Source organism: Tabrizicola sp. M-4 (assembly GCF_051132405.1).
GTDB lineage: Bacteria > Pseudomonadota > Alphaproteobacteria > Rhodobacterales > Rhodobacteraceae > Paragemmobacter.
The window spans coordinates 870,931-884,912 of sequence record NZ_CP128606.1 but is presented as its reverse complement, the minus strand read 5'-3'; the positions used below and the strand labels follow the sequence as shown (position 1 = coordinate 884,912).

General features: G+C 65.3%; 13 protein-coding genes. 2 read left to right on the top strand and 11 right to left on the bottom strand.

The genetic code is table 11. From position 1 onward, the window contains the following. Positions 1–74: 74 nt before the first annotated feature. Positions 75–284 (top strand): hypothetical protein, encoded by a 210-nt coding sequence (locus TabM4_RS04305; RefSeq protein WP_434618925.1) that lies wholly within the window; start codon positions 75–77, stop codon positions 282–284. Between the two features lie 91 nt (positions 285–375). Beyond that, positions 376–939 (top strand): sugar transferase, encoded by a 564-nt coding sequence (locus TabM4_RS04300; protein ID WP_434618922.1) that lies wholly within the window; start codon positions 376–378, stop codon positions 937–939. Between the two features lie 9 nt (positions 940–948). On the opposite strand, the gene TabM4_RS04295 is transcribed toward TabM4_RS04300, so the two are convergent. The 11 genes from TabM4_RS04295 to TabM4_RS04245 form a co-directional block, all read right to left on the bottom strand. Continuing rightward, complete coding sequence (locus TabM4_RS04295) at positions 949–1,983, bottom strand: EpsG family protein (protein WP_434618919.1); 1,035 nt, start codon at positions 1,981–1,983, stop codon at positions 949–951. Continuing rightward, positions 1,980–3,056 carry a glycosyltransferase family 4 protein gene (locus TabM4_RS04290; protein ID WP_434618916.1) on the bottom strand — a complete coding sequence of 359 codons (1,077 nt, stop codon included), beginning with the start codon at positions 3,054–3,056 and terminating at the stop codon, positions 1,980–1,982. The genes TabM4_RS04295 and TabM4_RS04290 overlap by 4 nt, the downstream gene beginning before the upstream one ends. Then, complete coding sequence (gene asnB / locus TabM4_RS04285) at positions 3,053–5,059, bottom strand: asparagine synthase (glutamine-hydrolyzing) (protein WP_434618913.1); 2,007 nt, start codon at positions 5,057–5,059, stop codon at positions 3,053–3,055. The genes TabM4_RS04290 and asnB overlap by 4 nt, the downstream gene beginning before the upstream one ends. A 12-nt stretch (positions 5,060–5,071) precedes the next feature. After that, positions 5,072–6,325 (bottom strand): glycosyltransferase, encoded by a 1,254-nt coding sequence (locus tag TabM4_RS04280; RefSeq protein WP_434618910.1) that lies wholly within the window; start codon positions 6,323–6,325, stop codon positions 5,072–5,074. Next, entirely contained in the window at positions 6,282–7,397 is a 1,116-nt protein-coding gene (locus TabM4_RS04275; protein WP_434618907.1) for a glycosyltransferase, read from the bottom strand. The genes TabM4_RS04280 and TabM4_RS04275 overlap by 44 nt, the downstream gene beginning before the upstream one ends. Positions 7,398–7,586: 189 nt before the next feature. Next, complete coding sequence (locus TabM4_RS04270; protein WP_434612711.1) at positions 7,587–8,519, bottom strand: IS5 family transposase; 933 nt, start codon at positions 8,517–8,519, stop codon at positions 7,587–7,589. Beyond that, positions 8,516–9,442 carry a glycosyltransferase gene (locus tag TabM4_RS04265; RefSeq protein ID WP_434618904.1) on the bottom strand — a complete coding sequence of 309 codons (927 nt, stop codon included), beginning with the start codon at positions 9,440–9,442 and terminating at the stop codon, positions 8,516–8,518. The genes TabM4_RS04270 and TabM4_RS04265 overlap by 4 nt, the downstream gene beginning before the upstream one ends. A 32-nt stretch (positions 9,443–9,474) precedes the next feature. Further along, positions 9,475–10,746, bottom strand: a complete 1,272-nt coding sequence (gene tviB / locus TabM4_RS04260) for a Vi polysaccharide biosynthesis UDP-N-acetylglucosamine C-6 dehydrogenase TviB (RefSeq protein ID WP_434618901.1) — start codon at positions 10,744–10,746, stop codon at positions 9,475–9,477. Then, on the bottom strand, positions 10,733–11,536 hold the full coding sequence (locus tag TabM4_RS04255; protein WP_434618898.1) for a glycosyltransferase family 25 protein: 804 nt from the start codon (positions 11,534–11,536) through the stop codon (positions 10,733–10,735). The genes tviB and TabM4_RS04255 overlap by 14 nt, the downstream gene beginning before the upstream one ends. Before the next feature lie 4 nt (positions 11,537–11,540). After that, the gene (locus TabM4_RS04250; RefSeq protein ID WP_434618895.1) at positions 11,541–12,566 is read right to left on the bottom strand and encodes an NAD-dependent epimerase/dehydratase family protein; all 1,026 of its coding nucleotides are present in this window, start codon (positions 12,564–12,566) and stop codon (positions 11,541–11,543) included. Positions 12,567–12,818: 252 nt separating this feature from the next. Then, positions 12,819–13,982, bottom strand: coding sequence for a glycosyltransferase family 4 protein (locus TabM4_RS04245; RefSeq protein ID WP_434618892.1), 1,164 nt, complete (start codon positions 13,980–13,982; stop codon positions 12,819–12,821).

Genomic DNA, 13,982 nt, shown 5'->3' with positions numbered 1-13,982 from the left:
ATGCGGAACCGCATGGGCACCGGCCCGGATCACCGCCATTTTAGGCAAAGTGATAAAGACAGATTGTTCAGACTTTGGAACAGATCGGGGTCAAGGTGCCGCTTTCTTGCCGCCTCGGCCACAAATCGCCGAAGGGATGCCTTATTTTCTCCGTTTTTCCGGGAGCGCCCATCCTTTTTGCTCTGGCGCCGTTAACCTTTGTGTATATTCAGGACATCTGGGTTCCGGCTGAACAGCTGCCACTGCATTCAGAGGCCAAAAGTGAAATTGGAAGATACATTTGATGTAGTCGGGGCGGATGTTGTTGCCCCTCCGCATATCTACACAAAATCTGGTAAGTCCCATTCCGCCAGCCGGGGCCGAGTTCTGGCCCGCATGATGGACATCGCAATCGCCGTCACGGCGGCGCCGGTGGTCGTGATGGTTGCAGTAGTTCTGCTGGTGCTGAACCCGGCCCTCAACCCCGGACCGTTGTTCTTCCGGCAAAAGCGGATGGGCAAGGATTGCCGGTCCTTCATGGTGTGGAAGTTCCGCACCATGCGGATGTCGGATCGTCCGCTGCGCCATGTCGACGATCCGCTGGACAGCCACCGCATCACGCGGCTGGGAGCGGTGCTGCGGAAATCGCGGCTTGATGAATTGCCGAACCTGATCAACGTGCTGCGGGGCGACATGGCGGTGATCGGCCCGCGCCCGGATGCCTGGGATCATGCCGTGGTGCATATCCGGACCATTCCCCATTACGCCAACCGCTTTGCCGTGCTGCCTGGGATCACCGGCCTTGCACAGGTGAGGGCGGGCTATGCTGATGACGAGAAGGCGATCCGCCGCAAGGCGCGGCTGGACAGCTTCTACGTGCGCCGCCGGTCGCTGCGCCTTGACGCCGCGATCATCTTTGCGACCTTCGCCGTGATGGCCACGGGCTTTGGCGGTCGCTGAGGCACCTTCTCACCCCGGCAGGCCCAGCAACCAGCTTTCGTAAGGCAGGTAGCAGCCCGCGAAAAGGTCGGAGAAGACGATCCAGACCGTCAGCACGGCAAGCAGCGCAAGATAGGGCGCGGCGGTCAATGGCCCGCGCCCCGTGCGCAGAGGCAGGTGCGGGATGCGCGCAAGGATCATCGTCTGGATGGGGATGAAGTAATAACCCAGCCTGTCGCCCACGACGGAAGACAGGATCAGCGCGGGCACAGTCGCCAGCATCATCAGCGACCCGATGGTGACGATCTTGTGATCCTCGGGGAAGGTGCGTGCCCAGGGCCGCGTAAGCAGGGTGAAGAAGAGCAGCGCCGTCATCACCAGAAGGGCGATGCGATAGCTGGCACCGGCGGAATCGATCCCCGTGCCGATATAGCGGGTGGTCGCGGTGGCGGCCATGTCGGTTCCCATCAGGGCAAAGCCGCCGGGGATGGCCAGCAGGAAACTGAGGAACAGCCTGCCACGCGTCAGGCGGCCCTGCACCAGCGGGGCGAGCAGAAGGAAGATGCTCGCGCTGGAATGGATGCCGGCCGCGATGATCACATAGATCAGATAGCGCAGGAGCTTGCGGTCGGAAAAGGCGTTGAAGGCCATGCAGATCAGGCCGATGGCCGCCCCTTGCCGGATGCCCGACATCGGCATGTTGATGATCAGCACGGGAAAGAGAAGGATCAGGAAGCCAAGCTTGTCGGGCTGCCGGATGGCAAGGCGATGGGCCCCCCAGAAGAAGATGGCCGAGGAGATCACGTTCAGCCACGGATAGGGCAGGTCCAGCCGCACCTGCAGCATGACGATCGCCGTCCAGAGCGGTTCGTTCATCGACAGAAGATCGGGAAAGGTCGCCGCCCCGAAGACCTGATACTGGTTCTCATACCCGAACCAGTCACAGCCCACCTCGTACCGGAAGGCCGAGAAGAGGAAAAGCGCGGCAAGCAGCACGGGGTAGACCGCCCGTAGCTGCAAAAGACGCAGGGCCATCATGCCGGCATAAGTGGCCACATAGATCATCGCGCCGCCCCCCCTGCCGCGTCGCGCAGCAGCGTGGCCAGACGCGGGCCCCAGACCTGCAGGCTGTACTCTGCCTCGATCCGCTGCCGCCCCGCCTGCCCCATCCGCAGGCGCAGGGCGGGATCATGCAGCAGGCGGCGCAACGCGGCCTGCCATTGGGCGGGCGTGTCGGCAAGGAAGCCGTTCACGCCATCCTCCACGATCCGGGCATTCACGCCCACGGGCGAGGCGATGACGGGCAGGCCGCAGGCCATGTACTGGACCAGCTTGTAGCCGCATTTGCCGCGCGACCATGGTGTGTCGGTCAGCGGCATGATGCCGATGTCCATGCGGCGGATCAGGTCTGTCTCGGTCTCTTCCGTCCAGGGCTGCCCGGACAGGAGCGGGTGCCCCGTCGCCCCCTGCCCTGCCCCGACGGCAAGAAGGCGCGCGCCCTCGGCCTCGGCGGTGGAGAGCAGGAGGGGCAGCATGGGCTGCATGTATTCGGCCCATGTGCTGGGCGACCCGATCCAGCCGATCACCGGCGGGCCGGAACGATCCGGGCGCGGGCTTGCGTCGTAATGGGCAAGGTCCACCACGGTGGGCACGACCTCGATGCGCCTTGCCCCGGCGCGCGCGGCACGCTCCGCCAGATAGCCGTTCCCCGCCGTCACGAGGGCCGAGCGCGCCATAAGACGGTCGAGCTTCTGCCCCAGAAGGCGGCGGATGAGGGGGTTGCTGTGCATGTCATACCGATGGAACACCGCATCATCGTAATCCAGCACCACCGGCACCCCGCGCGGCAGGGCGAGGGCCTCGGCCCAGGCGGGCAGCCAGGGCAGCGCCTCTTTCTCTATCATCAGGAGGGCGGCATCGCGGGATGCGCGCAACTGGCCAAGGCGTTGGCCATAGGCCGCCGCCACCGCGCGACGGTCGGTGCGCCCAGCGTAGAGATCGCGCAGATAGGCATCCTCCAGCATCGGATAGCAGCGCGTCGCGAAACCCGCGGCGCGCAGGGCATCCTCGTACTGGAACATCCGCAGGCGGCTGGAGGCCCCCAGACGTCCATAGCGGGGCAGCAGTGCCAGCCTCATGCCGCCCGGTCCCCTGCGGCCCCGGACTCCATCGCATTCCTCCACGACATCAGCATCAGCACGGCCCAGAGGCGCGTGGTCCAGTCGCGCGCGCCCGACAGATGCTCGGCCCAAGCCTGCCGGATCGGTGCGGGGTCGAGCAACCCGTCCCGGCCCAGCGAAGCGGGCGAAAGCAGATCCTCGGCCCAAGGCCGCAGCGGGCCGCGGATCCAGTCCCCCACCGGGATGCCGAAACCCGCCTTGGGGCGTTCGATCAGGTCCCGCGGCACATGGCGGTCAAGGACCTGCCGCAGCGCCCATTTCCCCTTTCCCTCGCGCAGTTTCATCGCGGGAGGCAGTCGGGCGGAAAGGGCCAGCACCTCGGGGTCGAGGAAGGGCACGCGGGTTTCCAGCGCAACGGCCATCGAGGCGCGGTCGACCTTACAGAGGATGTCGTCCGGCAGATAGCAGCGCATGTCCTGCAGCATCATCCGCCCGACGGGATCGTCAGAGAGGCTGGCAGGCAGCGGATCGTCCATCACCGTCAGGGGTGGGGCGGCAAGGCCGCGCAGGATGCGGTGCCCCGGCCATTCGGAGACGAGGCTGAGATACAGGTCATCCACCCCCCGTACCTCGCTCAGGCGGGCGGCAAGCTTGTGCGCCTTGTCCCCCGGTCGGGCGATCGGCACCACCGGCGCGGCCAGACGGCCCAGCCTGTCCCATGCCGCGACGGGGATGCCGCGGATCGCCCGGCCCAGCGCCGTGCGCAGCGGGGCGGGCAGGACCGATAGGCGGTTCCAGATGCGCGGCCCCCAGAAATAGCGGTTGTAGCCACCGAAGAGTTCGTCGCCCGCATCCCCCGTCAGAACGACCGTCACCTCGCGCCTTGCCATGCGGCAGACGAGATGCGTCGGGATCTGCGAGGAGTCGGCGAAGGGTTCATCATAGATTTCGGGCAGCGCGGGGATCACCTCGCGCGCATCGGCATCGGTCACGATCATCTCGGAATGCTGCGTGCCCAGATGGCGGGCCACCGCCGCGGCATGGCGGCTTTCATCGAAGGCGGGGTCCTCGAACCCGATGGAGAAACTGTGGACGGGCTGCGACGCGGTCTTCTGCATCAGGGCCACGATCAGCGAACTGTCGATCCCGCCGGAAAGCAGCGCCCCCAGAGGAACATCAGAGATCATCTGCCGCCGCACGGCGCGGGCGAGCGTCGCCTCCAGCACCTCCAGCGCCTCGGCCTCGGTCGTGAAGGGATCGGCGCGGCCGGCATCCACCATCGCGTTCAGGTCGAACCAGCGGCGGATGGAGAGGCCGCCATGGCGGTCACCGGGCCGCAGGGGGGCAGCGGGTGGCCGGGGCGGCAGATCGCCGGACAGTTCGAGGATGCAGCCCGGTTCCAGCTTGAAGGTGCCGGGATGGATGCTGCGCGGGGCGGGGATATGTGTCAGGCGCAGGAAGACGGCCACCGCCTCGGGGCACAGGGCGCGGTCGAAGGCCGGATGTCGGCGCAGGGCCTTGAGTTCGGATCCGAAGACAAGGGCACGCCCGGACCAGCCCCAGTAAAGCGGCTTTTCCCCCATCCGGTCCCGCGCCAGCATCAAACGCCGCTCGCGCCGGTCCCAGAGCGCGATGGCGAACATCCCTGCCGTCCGGCGAAGCGCGGCGTCAAGGCCCCAGTGCTCGATGGCGGCGAGCAGGGTTTCCGTATCGGAATGCCCGCGCCATGCTGGGGCGGCCCCTGCCTTCTGCAATTCCTCCCGCAGGTCGAGATGGTTGTAGATCTCGCCGTTGAAGGCCAGTGCGAAGCGGCCCGTGGAAGAAAGCATGGGCTGCGCGCCGGCCTCGCTGAGGTCGATGATCGCAAGGCGGCGGTGCCCCAGCGCGATGCCACCCTCGGCCCAGACGGCGCCGCTGTCGGGTCCGCGATGGTGCAGGCTGTCGGTCATCGACTGCACCGTGGCGCGAAGGGTCGCCTCGGGGGTTCCGCTGGTGTCGAGAAGTCCGGTCAGACCGCACATGGCGCATGGCCCCTATGAACTGGATAGGATGCGGGCATAGAGCGCGGCGTAATCCGCCGTGCCGCCCGACAGGGAAAAGACCGCTTCGGCCGCATGGCGGCAGCGGCGGGGAAGATCGGGATCGTCAAGCAGCGCGAGCAACGCGTCGAAGGCAGCCTCCATCGCGGCGGGGTCCGGCCCGGTGGCAAGGACGCCGACGCGGTGGTCGCGGATGATGCGGGCCACGTCGCCCACGCCTTCATTGGCCACAACGGGCAGGCCGCAGCCAAGGATCTCGGCCATGCGGGTGGGGGAACGGCCAAGTTCGGACACCTCTCCCCCCGCATAGAACATCACCGAAGCCGTCTGCTGCCACAGCACCTCCTGCACCCTGTCCGGATCGGAGGGCGCGATGCGCAGGCGGGGGCCGAGCGTCCCCGCCGGATCGATGGCCGCGCGCAGGGTGGCGGGGTCGTCGCGGGTGGTCAGGTCGAACCGCGCCTCCGAGTCGCGGCGGGCGGCGGCGGCGATGAAGGCGGCCAGCCAGTCCAGCCGGAACCAGCCCGAAAGCAGCGTGCCAAGGCAGCCATAGACCCGCCCCGCGGGCGGCGTCGCGGCGGGAACGAAACGGTCCAGATCGGCGCAGGTCGGGATGACGGCGACGCGGGCGCGCGCCATCTCAACCGGGTAAAGCCGCGTCAGGTGATCCACCGCCGCATGGGTGAGTGAAACAACCCCCGCCGCGCGGCCAAGGCAGGCCCGTTCCGCCGCCACCATCGCCCGATGCAGCAGCGACCCTCGCCGCATCCGCCCCGCGGTGATCAACTCCTCGGGCCAGAGCGCGCGCATGTCGAAGAGGAAGGGCACCCCCGTCAGGCGCGAGACGACCAGCGCCACGGCGGCGGGAATATAGGACCGGGCATGGATCAGCCGCGCCCCGCCGCGCCGCGCCGCCCGCGCAGTCAGCCAGACCATCCGCAGCATCGACAGCGCGGGCGCGATCAGCCGCGGCCGGGGCAGGAAGCGCTGCGGCTGCCAGTCGATCCCCAGCGCCGCGCATTCCGCTCGCTGCCGGGCGACGCGGGCGGCATCGGCCCAGTCGGCATCCTTTTCATAGGTGATCAGCGTGATGCGATAATCGCGCGACAGCCCGCGCAGATAGGCCAGCACCTGACTTTGCCCCAAAGGCTCCAACAGCCCGTTGCGGGTGAGATAAAGGGTGGGAATGCGCGGATCGGTCATGTCAGGTCCGGCCCCGATCACGGAGAAGGGAGTCGTAAAGCGCATCGCAGCGCCGCATGAAGCTTTCCGGGCTGAAGCGGGCGCGCACACTGTCCGATCCCATCCGCCCGACCTCGGCCAGAGCGGCAGGACCAAGGGCAAGGGCCTGCTCGACCGCTTGGGCCAAGGGTCCGGCTGCGGGTTCCGGCAGCAGCCAGCCTGTCCGGCCATGGTCGATGATTTCGGGCGTCCCGCCGGCACCGGTCGCGATGACGGGAATTCCCGCCGACATCGCTTCGCAGATGGCAAGACCGAAGCCCTCGGTGACGGAGGGTTGCAGATAGAGGTGGCACCCCTCCAGCAGCGCGAAGGGATGCGGGTGGAACCCTTCAAGATAGACGCGATCCGACAGGTTCAGATCGGCGATCCGGGCCGCAAGTGCGGGGCGCTGGCTGCCGTCGCCCACCAGACGCAGGCGAAAATCGAGACCACGGTCACGCAGAAGGGCGGCGGCCTCGACGGCTGCCATCGGGTTCTTCACCGCTTCCAGACGCCCCGCAAAGCCGAGTTCGACACGCCCCGCAAGCGGCGGGTAGGGGCGGAAGGGCTGCGGTTCGAACGGATTGTAGACGACCTCGATCACCTCGGGCCGTGCCTCGCCCATGTCGACGATGGCCCGCTTCACCGCCTCGGATATCGCGACGATCCGGTCGGCATGGCGATAGAGCCGCGCAAAGACCCTGCGCGCCTTGGAGGAATGGCGCGGGATGCCGATCTCTTCGCAGATGACGACCGGCACACGGGCCAGACGCGCGGCGATGATGCCGTGGAACATCGCCTCGGCCCCATAGAGTTGAACCATGTCGGGACGCGTGCGCCGCAAAAACCGCGCCAAGGCCCAGATCGCCTTTGGCGAAGGGATCTTGGTCGGACGGTTCAGGGCGCAGGCTTCCGCACCGAGACTGCGCAGGTCTTCCAGCACCGCACCGCCGGGCCCGATGGCGCAGAAGGCGTGGTGACAGCCTGAGAGGGCCGCATGCGCGGCAACGATCCGCATCTGCGACTCGACCCCGCCGAAATCGAGCGCCCTGAGAACATGAAGGACACGCCCCCGGCTTTCGGCATCGGGTGTCGTCATGGCCGGATCATGTCTTTGATGGCGCTTTTCCAGCCCAGAAACTCCCCATACCCGCCTTTCAAATAGAAAGGAATTATCATAATTGGGCGAAGGAACCGCGATCTTTGCAAGATCGCAATACGCTGGGCGTAACTGGGCGTTGTTGCGTAACGCCCGCCTGAGGCATGATAGCGCCTTTCCCCCACGGCATCAGCCGACGCGAACGATGTTGGCCGTTCCGAGGGCCGAGAAGCGGTTCATGAGTGCGATGCGGATCTGGATTTCTGCGGTCTGGCGGTCCGGGTCTCTTGCGGCGATGCGTTCGCCGAAGGCCTTCAGGCAGCGCATCTTTGCCTCGATCCTGCTTCTGACATGGTATCCGGTCCAGCGTTTCCAGAACGCCCGGCCGTAGTAGCGAGTGGCGCGCAGGGTTTCGTTTCTGGCGATCGCGGCCGGGCAGTTCTCTTTCCAGGGCCGGCCGTTCTTGCGGATCGGAATGATCGCCGTGGCCTCGCGGTTGATGATTGCGGTGTGGCAGCGGCGGGTGTCATAGGCCCCATCGGCGGTCACCGTGCCGATGTCTTCGCCCTCGGGGATCTGGTCCAGCAGGTCCGGCAAGACCGGACTGTCGCCGTCGCTGCTGGAGGTAAACTCCACCGCCCGAATGTCAGACGTGGCGGTATCCATAGCCAGATGTACCTTGCGCCATTGACGCCGCCCCTGAACGCCGTGCTTGCGGGCCTGCCATTCGCCATCACCGAGGAACTTGATCCCGGTGCTGTCCACCAGCAGGTTCAAGGGGCCATTGGCGCGCCGATACGGGATCTGGACAGCTAGCGTTTTCTGCCGTCGGCACAGCGTGGTGTAGTCGGGCACCGCCCAATCCAGGTCCGCCATCTTGAGCAGGCTGGCCACCATCCCGGTCGCTTGCCGAAGCGGCAACTTGAACAGGACCTTGATGGTCAGACAGAACTGGATCGCTGCATCCGAGAAGACCGCAGGGCGACCGGGGCTGCCATCATGCGGCGCGAGCCAGGCCATCTCCTTGTCCAGCCAGATCAGCAGCGATCCGCGCTTGCGCAGAGAAGCCGTGTAGCTGGACCAGTTCGTCGTGCGATAGCGGGCGGGTGATGGCTTGCTCATGCAACCCGTCTAACCGCATGGATTCGCGATGTGAATCCTCGACGGTCAGAGTTCTGCAACAACGCCGCGTAACTGCTTCTTTGACGGTCAAAGAACGCCAACGCATCCTTGCTACAAGACCCTAATCCAAGCGATTCTAGGGTTTCCCTCCCGCTCACTACTCTGTCTTTCATGGCATCGATACGACTTAACTGCGTCTCCCAAGCGGAAATTGGTGACACGAAGGCTCCGTTAGCCACCACGCGAGCAAGGTTGACGCCGCGCGGATCATTGTAGACCCAATTTGTCTCATTCGATCCATGGCGACGATAAAGCTGAAGGGGACTATCGATCAGCCTCCGCGCATTCAAGGCTACGAACAAATCGGATATCCATCGATCATGCGCGAAAATTTCTGTTGGAATCGGATAAATGAAGCGAAAGGCAGTTTTCCGGAGTGCAATGCAGCACCCGGCTATGAAGGTTCTTTCGTCTAGTCCCCCAGCCCTAATGTTTCCGAGTTGCGTCACACTGTTATGTTTCAACTCAGCGTCGCTAATGATCATGTCGTTGATCGTTACCATGACCCTTGAGTCGGCAATAAACTCCTCCTCAACGCGGGCAAGCTTTATAGGTAGCCAATAATCATCCTGATCACTTAGGAAAATCAGGTCACCATTACATAGCGAAATGGCCTTTTCAAAATTCCTCGCAAAGCCCAAATTTCTATCATTCCTCTCCACCCGCACGCTGAAGGGCGCAGAAGCCGCGAAATCCTGCAGGATTTCCATCGTTGCGTCCGTCGATCCGTCATCACAAACCACGAGTTCATCGGGCAGACGTTCCTGTGCGACGAAACTCGCCAACTGCTCGGTCAGGAAGCGCGCGCCGTTATAGGTGGCCATCGCGATGGAGATCGTGAACCGCTTCGCATCCGGCTGCATTACTGCCCTCCCCCGGTCATCCACCCCACCCCTCACAGCCGCAAATCGCTTTGCGATGCGGGAAACACCGATTTCAGATCGCAGAACACATGCCCCGCCCTGCCATAGCGCCGCAGCGCCTCCGCGCCTGCCGCGCGGTATTCCTCATGCGCGACGGCTAGGATCACGGCATCATAGACCCCCGACGCGGGGTCTGCCGTCAGGGTCAGGCCGTATTCGGCCTGCGCCTCTTCTGGGTCGGCCAACGGGTCGTGGATATCCACGGCGATGCCGTAATCGGCCAGTTCGGCCACCACATCCACGACTCGGGTGTTGCGCAGGTCGGGGCAGTTCTCCTTGAACGTCAGCCCAAGGATAAGGACCTTCGCTCCATCCACCTGGATGCGCCGCCTCAGCATCGCCTTGACCAACAAAGACGCGACATGCGCGCCCATGCCATCGTTGATCCGTCGCCCGGCAAGGATGACCTGCGGGTGATAGCCCAGCGCCTCGGCCTTGTGGGTGAGGTAATAGGGATCGACCCCGATGCAATGCCCGCCGACAAGGCCGGGGCGGAAGGGCAGGAAGTTCCACTTCGTCCCCGCCGCCGCCAGCACGGCACCGGTATCGATGCCCATGCGGTTGAAGATGATGGAAAGTTCGTTCACCAGCGCGATGTTCAGGTCGCGCTGGGTGTTCTCGATCACCTTCGCGGCCTCGGCCACGCGGATGCTTTCCGCCTTGTAGGTGCCTGCGGTGATGATTTCGGCATAGAGCGCGTCGATGGTTTCGGCGGCTTCGGGGGTGGAACCTGCCGTGACCTTGCGGATGGAGGGCAGGCGGTGCGCCTTGTCGCCGGGGTTGATGCGTTCGGGGCTGTAGCCGCAGAAGAAATCGCGGTTGAAGGTCAGGCCCGAGTGGCGTTCGAGGACGGGGACGCAATCCTCTTCGGTGGCACCGGGATAGACGGTGCTTTCGTAGATGACGATGTCGCCGCGTTTCAGCACCCGCCCCACGGTTTCGGAGGCGCGCAGGAGGGGCGTCAGATCGGGCCGCTTGTGCGCGTCGATGGGCGTGGGGACCGTGACGATGTAGATGCGCGCGGCGGCAAGGGCGGCAGGATCGGCGGTCAGCGTCAGGTGGCGTGCCTCGGCCAGTTCCTCGGGCGAAACCTCGCGCGTGCGGTCGCGCCCGTCGCGCAGGTCGGCGATGCGGCCCGCGTTGATGTCGAAACCGATGACCGGGCGGCGCTTGGCGAATTCCACCGCAAGCGGCAGACCGACATAGCCCAGTCCGATGATGGCGATGGGGTCATTCGTCTGCATAGTTCGGATTTCCTTGCATGAGCGGCGAAGGTTCGGGCCGGAACTCATGGTTGCGATCAAACTTCATCCGCCTGAACTTTCGGCGCAGGCGCAGCAACTGGCGCACACCGGGGGTGCGGTTCAGGATCGGGGCAAGGCGCTGCATCAGGCTGCCTTCGCCATGATAGCCGATCACGGATTCGAAATGCGCGACGTCTACGGCGGCAGGCGAAAGGATTCGCAAGAAGTTTACCAAACCGTTCCTGTAGAATGCGCCAAAGTCGTCGGCCAGCCACCTTGGAGACCCATTTGCTGTCAAGAGACGTCGCGCGGCACCGATTTCGATCGCGTAGCAAAGGCATGTGCGCGTTGCCTCCGGCAAGAACGGAGTGACCAGCAAACTTTTGCCGAACCGACGTGACCCGTAAAACGAGTATTCGTGCCGCGTCATGATCGGGCTGTGAAACACGATCACTTCACCCGGACGCAATTCGCCAAGGATTGCCCGGGCCAGATCGTCGAACCCTTCCGGCAGGGCTGCGTCATCCTCAAGGATGATCGCTTGCTGCACGCCATTTTCCACCATGTGGCGATAGGCAGCCACATGCGACAGGGCGCATCCGAGTTGACCGGGGCTGAAAGCCGGGTTTCGGGGAAACTCTGGGTCGCGCAGCAGCACCTCGCGCCCGATGACGCCGAGGATGACCGGCTTTTGGGCAGAACGCTGGGCGATATGGCGCGTGATATAGTTGTAACGCTCCGCAAAGGCGGGATGGGCGATTGCATAGAGGGCGAAGGGGGCACCGGTCATTGCATCAGCGCCCGTAATACTCGCGGAACCAGTCCACGAAGCGGGCGATGCCGTCGCGGAAATCGGTCTGGGGGCGGTAGCCGGTCAGGGATTGCAGCAGCGTCGCGTCGGCCCATGTCGCAGGCACGTCGCCCATCTGCATCGGCATGTAGTTGCGGATCGCCTTCCGGCCGAGGCACTCCTCGATCGCATCCACGAAATCCAGCAGGCGGACCTTGTCGGAATTGCCGATGTTCACGATACGGTAGGGGGCCACCGGCGACAGGCTGTCCCCCGCCGCGATCTGCGCGCCGGGGGTGGGGCGTTCGGGCACCGCGTCGATCAGCAGGCGGATACCGCGCACCAGATCGTCGACATAGGTGAAGTCGCGATACATGTCGCCGTGGTTGTAGATGTCGATGGGACGGCCATCGAGGATCGCCTCCACGAATTTGTAGAGCGCAAGGTCAGGCCGCCCCCATGGCCCATAGACCGTGAAGAAGCGGAACATCGTCGTGGGCAGACCCCAGAGATGGGCATAGGCGTGACCCATGCTTTCCGTCGCCTTCTTGGTGGCGGCATAGATCGTCAGTTGGGTGTCGGCCTTGTCCGTCTCGGCGAAGGGCATGTCGTCATTCGCGCCATAGACGGAAGAGGTGGAGGCCATGAGCAGATGCCCCACCTTCAGGCGGCGCGCGGCCTCCATCACGTTGAAGGTGCCGATCACGTTGGCATCCAGATAGGCGCGCGGGTTTTCAAGGCTGTAGCGCACACCCGCCTGCGCGGCGAGATGGACGATCACCTCGGGCTGGAAGGCATCGGCCACCGCGTCGAAGCGGGCCTGATCCTCCAGCAGCGCCTCGTCGGCGGAAAAGCCGGGGTTCTGCAACAGCATCGCATGGCGGCGCTGTTTCAGGGTGACGTCGTAGTAATCCGTCATCCCGTCATAGCCATGCACCCGGAACCCCTCGGCCAGCAGAAGCCGCGCGAGGTGAAAGCCGATGAAGCCCGCCGTCCCCGTGATCAGGACGCGCCGTCCTTGCGCCGTCATCGCAGCACCTGTCGCGCCGGAAATTGCCGGTCTGTCACTATCGCCGTCCTTCAATCCGCGTCCCCCCGATGCCGGTCCGTCCCATGCCGCCCGCACAGGGGCGCAGGGACCGCCGCGGGGGCGCTGTCCAAATCCTTCGGGCGGAGTGTTAATGATTATTGCTGCGGCTGCAAAGCCTCTGCGCACCGCTCGGGAGGATTGCCAGCCGATCGTCGCTGCACGGCAAAGGCGGAAGAAAGGCCGGGCCGCCGATCAGCGGCGCGGAACATGATCGCGGATGGCAGCGAGATAGGCCTCGATCACGAGGGTTTCGTCATAGTCGCGCTCCATCAGCGCGCGCGCGGCTTGGCCCATGCGGGCCTGTTCGGCTGCCGGCAGCGCGAGGAAGCGGTGCAGCACATCGGCGAGGCTCCGGGGATCGCGCGGTTGGCACAGAAATCCCGTCTCGCCCTCCTTCACCACCGCGCGGCAGCCGGGGACATCGGTCGCGATCACCGGGCGGGCCATGGCCGATGCCTCGATCAACGTGCGCGGCGCACCCTCGCGGTAGGAGGGCAGCACGACGCAGGTCGCCGCGCGGATGAAAGGGCGCACATCCTGCTGCGGGCCGGGATATTCGACGATCCCCTCGGCGACCCACCCCTCCACCTCGGCAAGCGGGATGGCCGAGCGGTTGTCCACCCCCGCCGCCCCCACAAGCTGGAACCGCGCGGGGATGCCCGCGGCATGGATCAGGCGCGCGGCCTCGACGAATTCGCGCACCCCCTTGTCGCGCAGAAGGCGGGCGATCATCAGGAAGACGGGCGCGCCCCCGTCTGGATCCGGCATGGGGCTGGCGGTGAAACGGCCAAGGTCGATGCCCGATCCGGGCATGTGACGCACCTGCCCCGGCCGCACCAGACCGCGCGACAGGAACAGCCCGCTGTCATCGCCGTTCTGGAAGAACACCACCGGAAGGCGGCGGAAGGCCTGCTTATACAGCGTCTCGGCCACCCGCTGCAGCATCCCGCCCGACAGAAAAGCGGTGCCAAGGCCGGTGACCGTGGGCAGGAAGGGGAACCCCATCCCACGCGCGGCCAGCGCGCCGAAGATGTTGTTCTTGATCGTGTAGCCAAGCACCACGTCGGGCTGTTCCTGCCGGAACAGACGGCGCAGGCGCGCGGTCAGGCGCAGGTCGGAAAGGGGATTGAGTCCCTTCACGTCCATCTCGAGCGGCAGCACGCGGCATCCCATCGCCTCAAGCCGCGACGCGGCCTCGTCCGGGGGCGCAAGCACGGTGACGCTGTGCCCATCGGCCAGCAGGCGCGCGACGAGGGACCGTCGGAAATTCCACACGTTCCACGCCGCATTCACACAGATGAGGACATGCAGCGGCACTGCCCTCGGGGCCGCCCGCGCCCCTTGCCCGGCATCCAT

Coding starts and splice junctions, on each gene's coding strand:
- TabM4_RS04300 (WP_434618922.1), top strand. CDS start 376: ATGATGGACATCGCAATCGCCGTCACGGCGGCGCCGGTGGTCGTGATG.
- TabM4_RS04295 (WP_434618919.1), bottom strand. CDS start 1,983: ATGATCTATGTGGCCACTTATGCCGGCATGATGGCCCTGCGTCTTTTG.
- TabM4_RS04290 (WP_434618916.1), bottom strand. CDS start 3,056: ATGAGGCTGGCACTGCTGCCCCGCTATGGACGTCTGGGGGCCTCCAGC.
- asnB (WP_434618913.1), bottom strand. CDS start 5,059: ATGTGCGGTCTGACCGGACTTCTCGACACCAGCGGAACCCCCGAGGCG.
- TabM4_RS04280 (WP_434618910.1), bottom strand. CDS start 6,325: ATGCGCTTTACGACTCCCTTCTCCGTGATCGGGGCCGGACCTGACATG.
- TabM4_RS04275 (WP_434618907.1), bottom strand. CDS start 7,397: ATGACGACACCCGATGCCGAAAGCCGGGGGCGTGTCCTTCATGTTCTC.
- TabM4_RS04270 (WP_434612711.1), bottom strand. CDS start 8,519: ATGAGCAAGCCATCACCCGCCCGCTATCGCACGACGAACTGGTCCAGC.
- TabM4_RS04265 (WP_434618904.1), bottom strand. CDS start 9,442: ATGCAGCCGGATGCGAAGCGGTTCACGATCTCCATCGCGATGGCCACC.
- tviB (WP_434618901.1), bottom strand. CDS start 10,746: ATGCAGACGAATGACCCCATCGCCATCATCGGACTGGGCTATGTCGGT.
- TabM4_RS04255 (WP_434618898.1), bottom strand. CDS start 11,536: ATGACCGGTGCCCCCTTCGCCCTCTATGCAATCGCCCATCCCGCCTTT.
- TabM4_RS04250 (WP_434618895.1), bottom strand. CDS start 12,566: ATGACGGCGCAAGGACGGCGCGTCCTGATCACGGGGACGGCGGGCTTC.
- TabM4_RS04245 (WP_434618892.1), bottom strand. CDS start 13,982: ATGGATGCCGGGCAAGGGGCGCGGGCGGCCCCGAGGGCAGTGCCGCTG.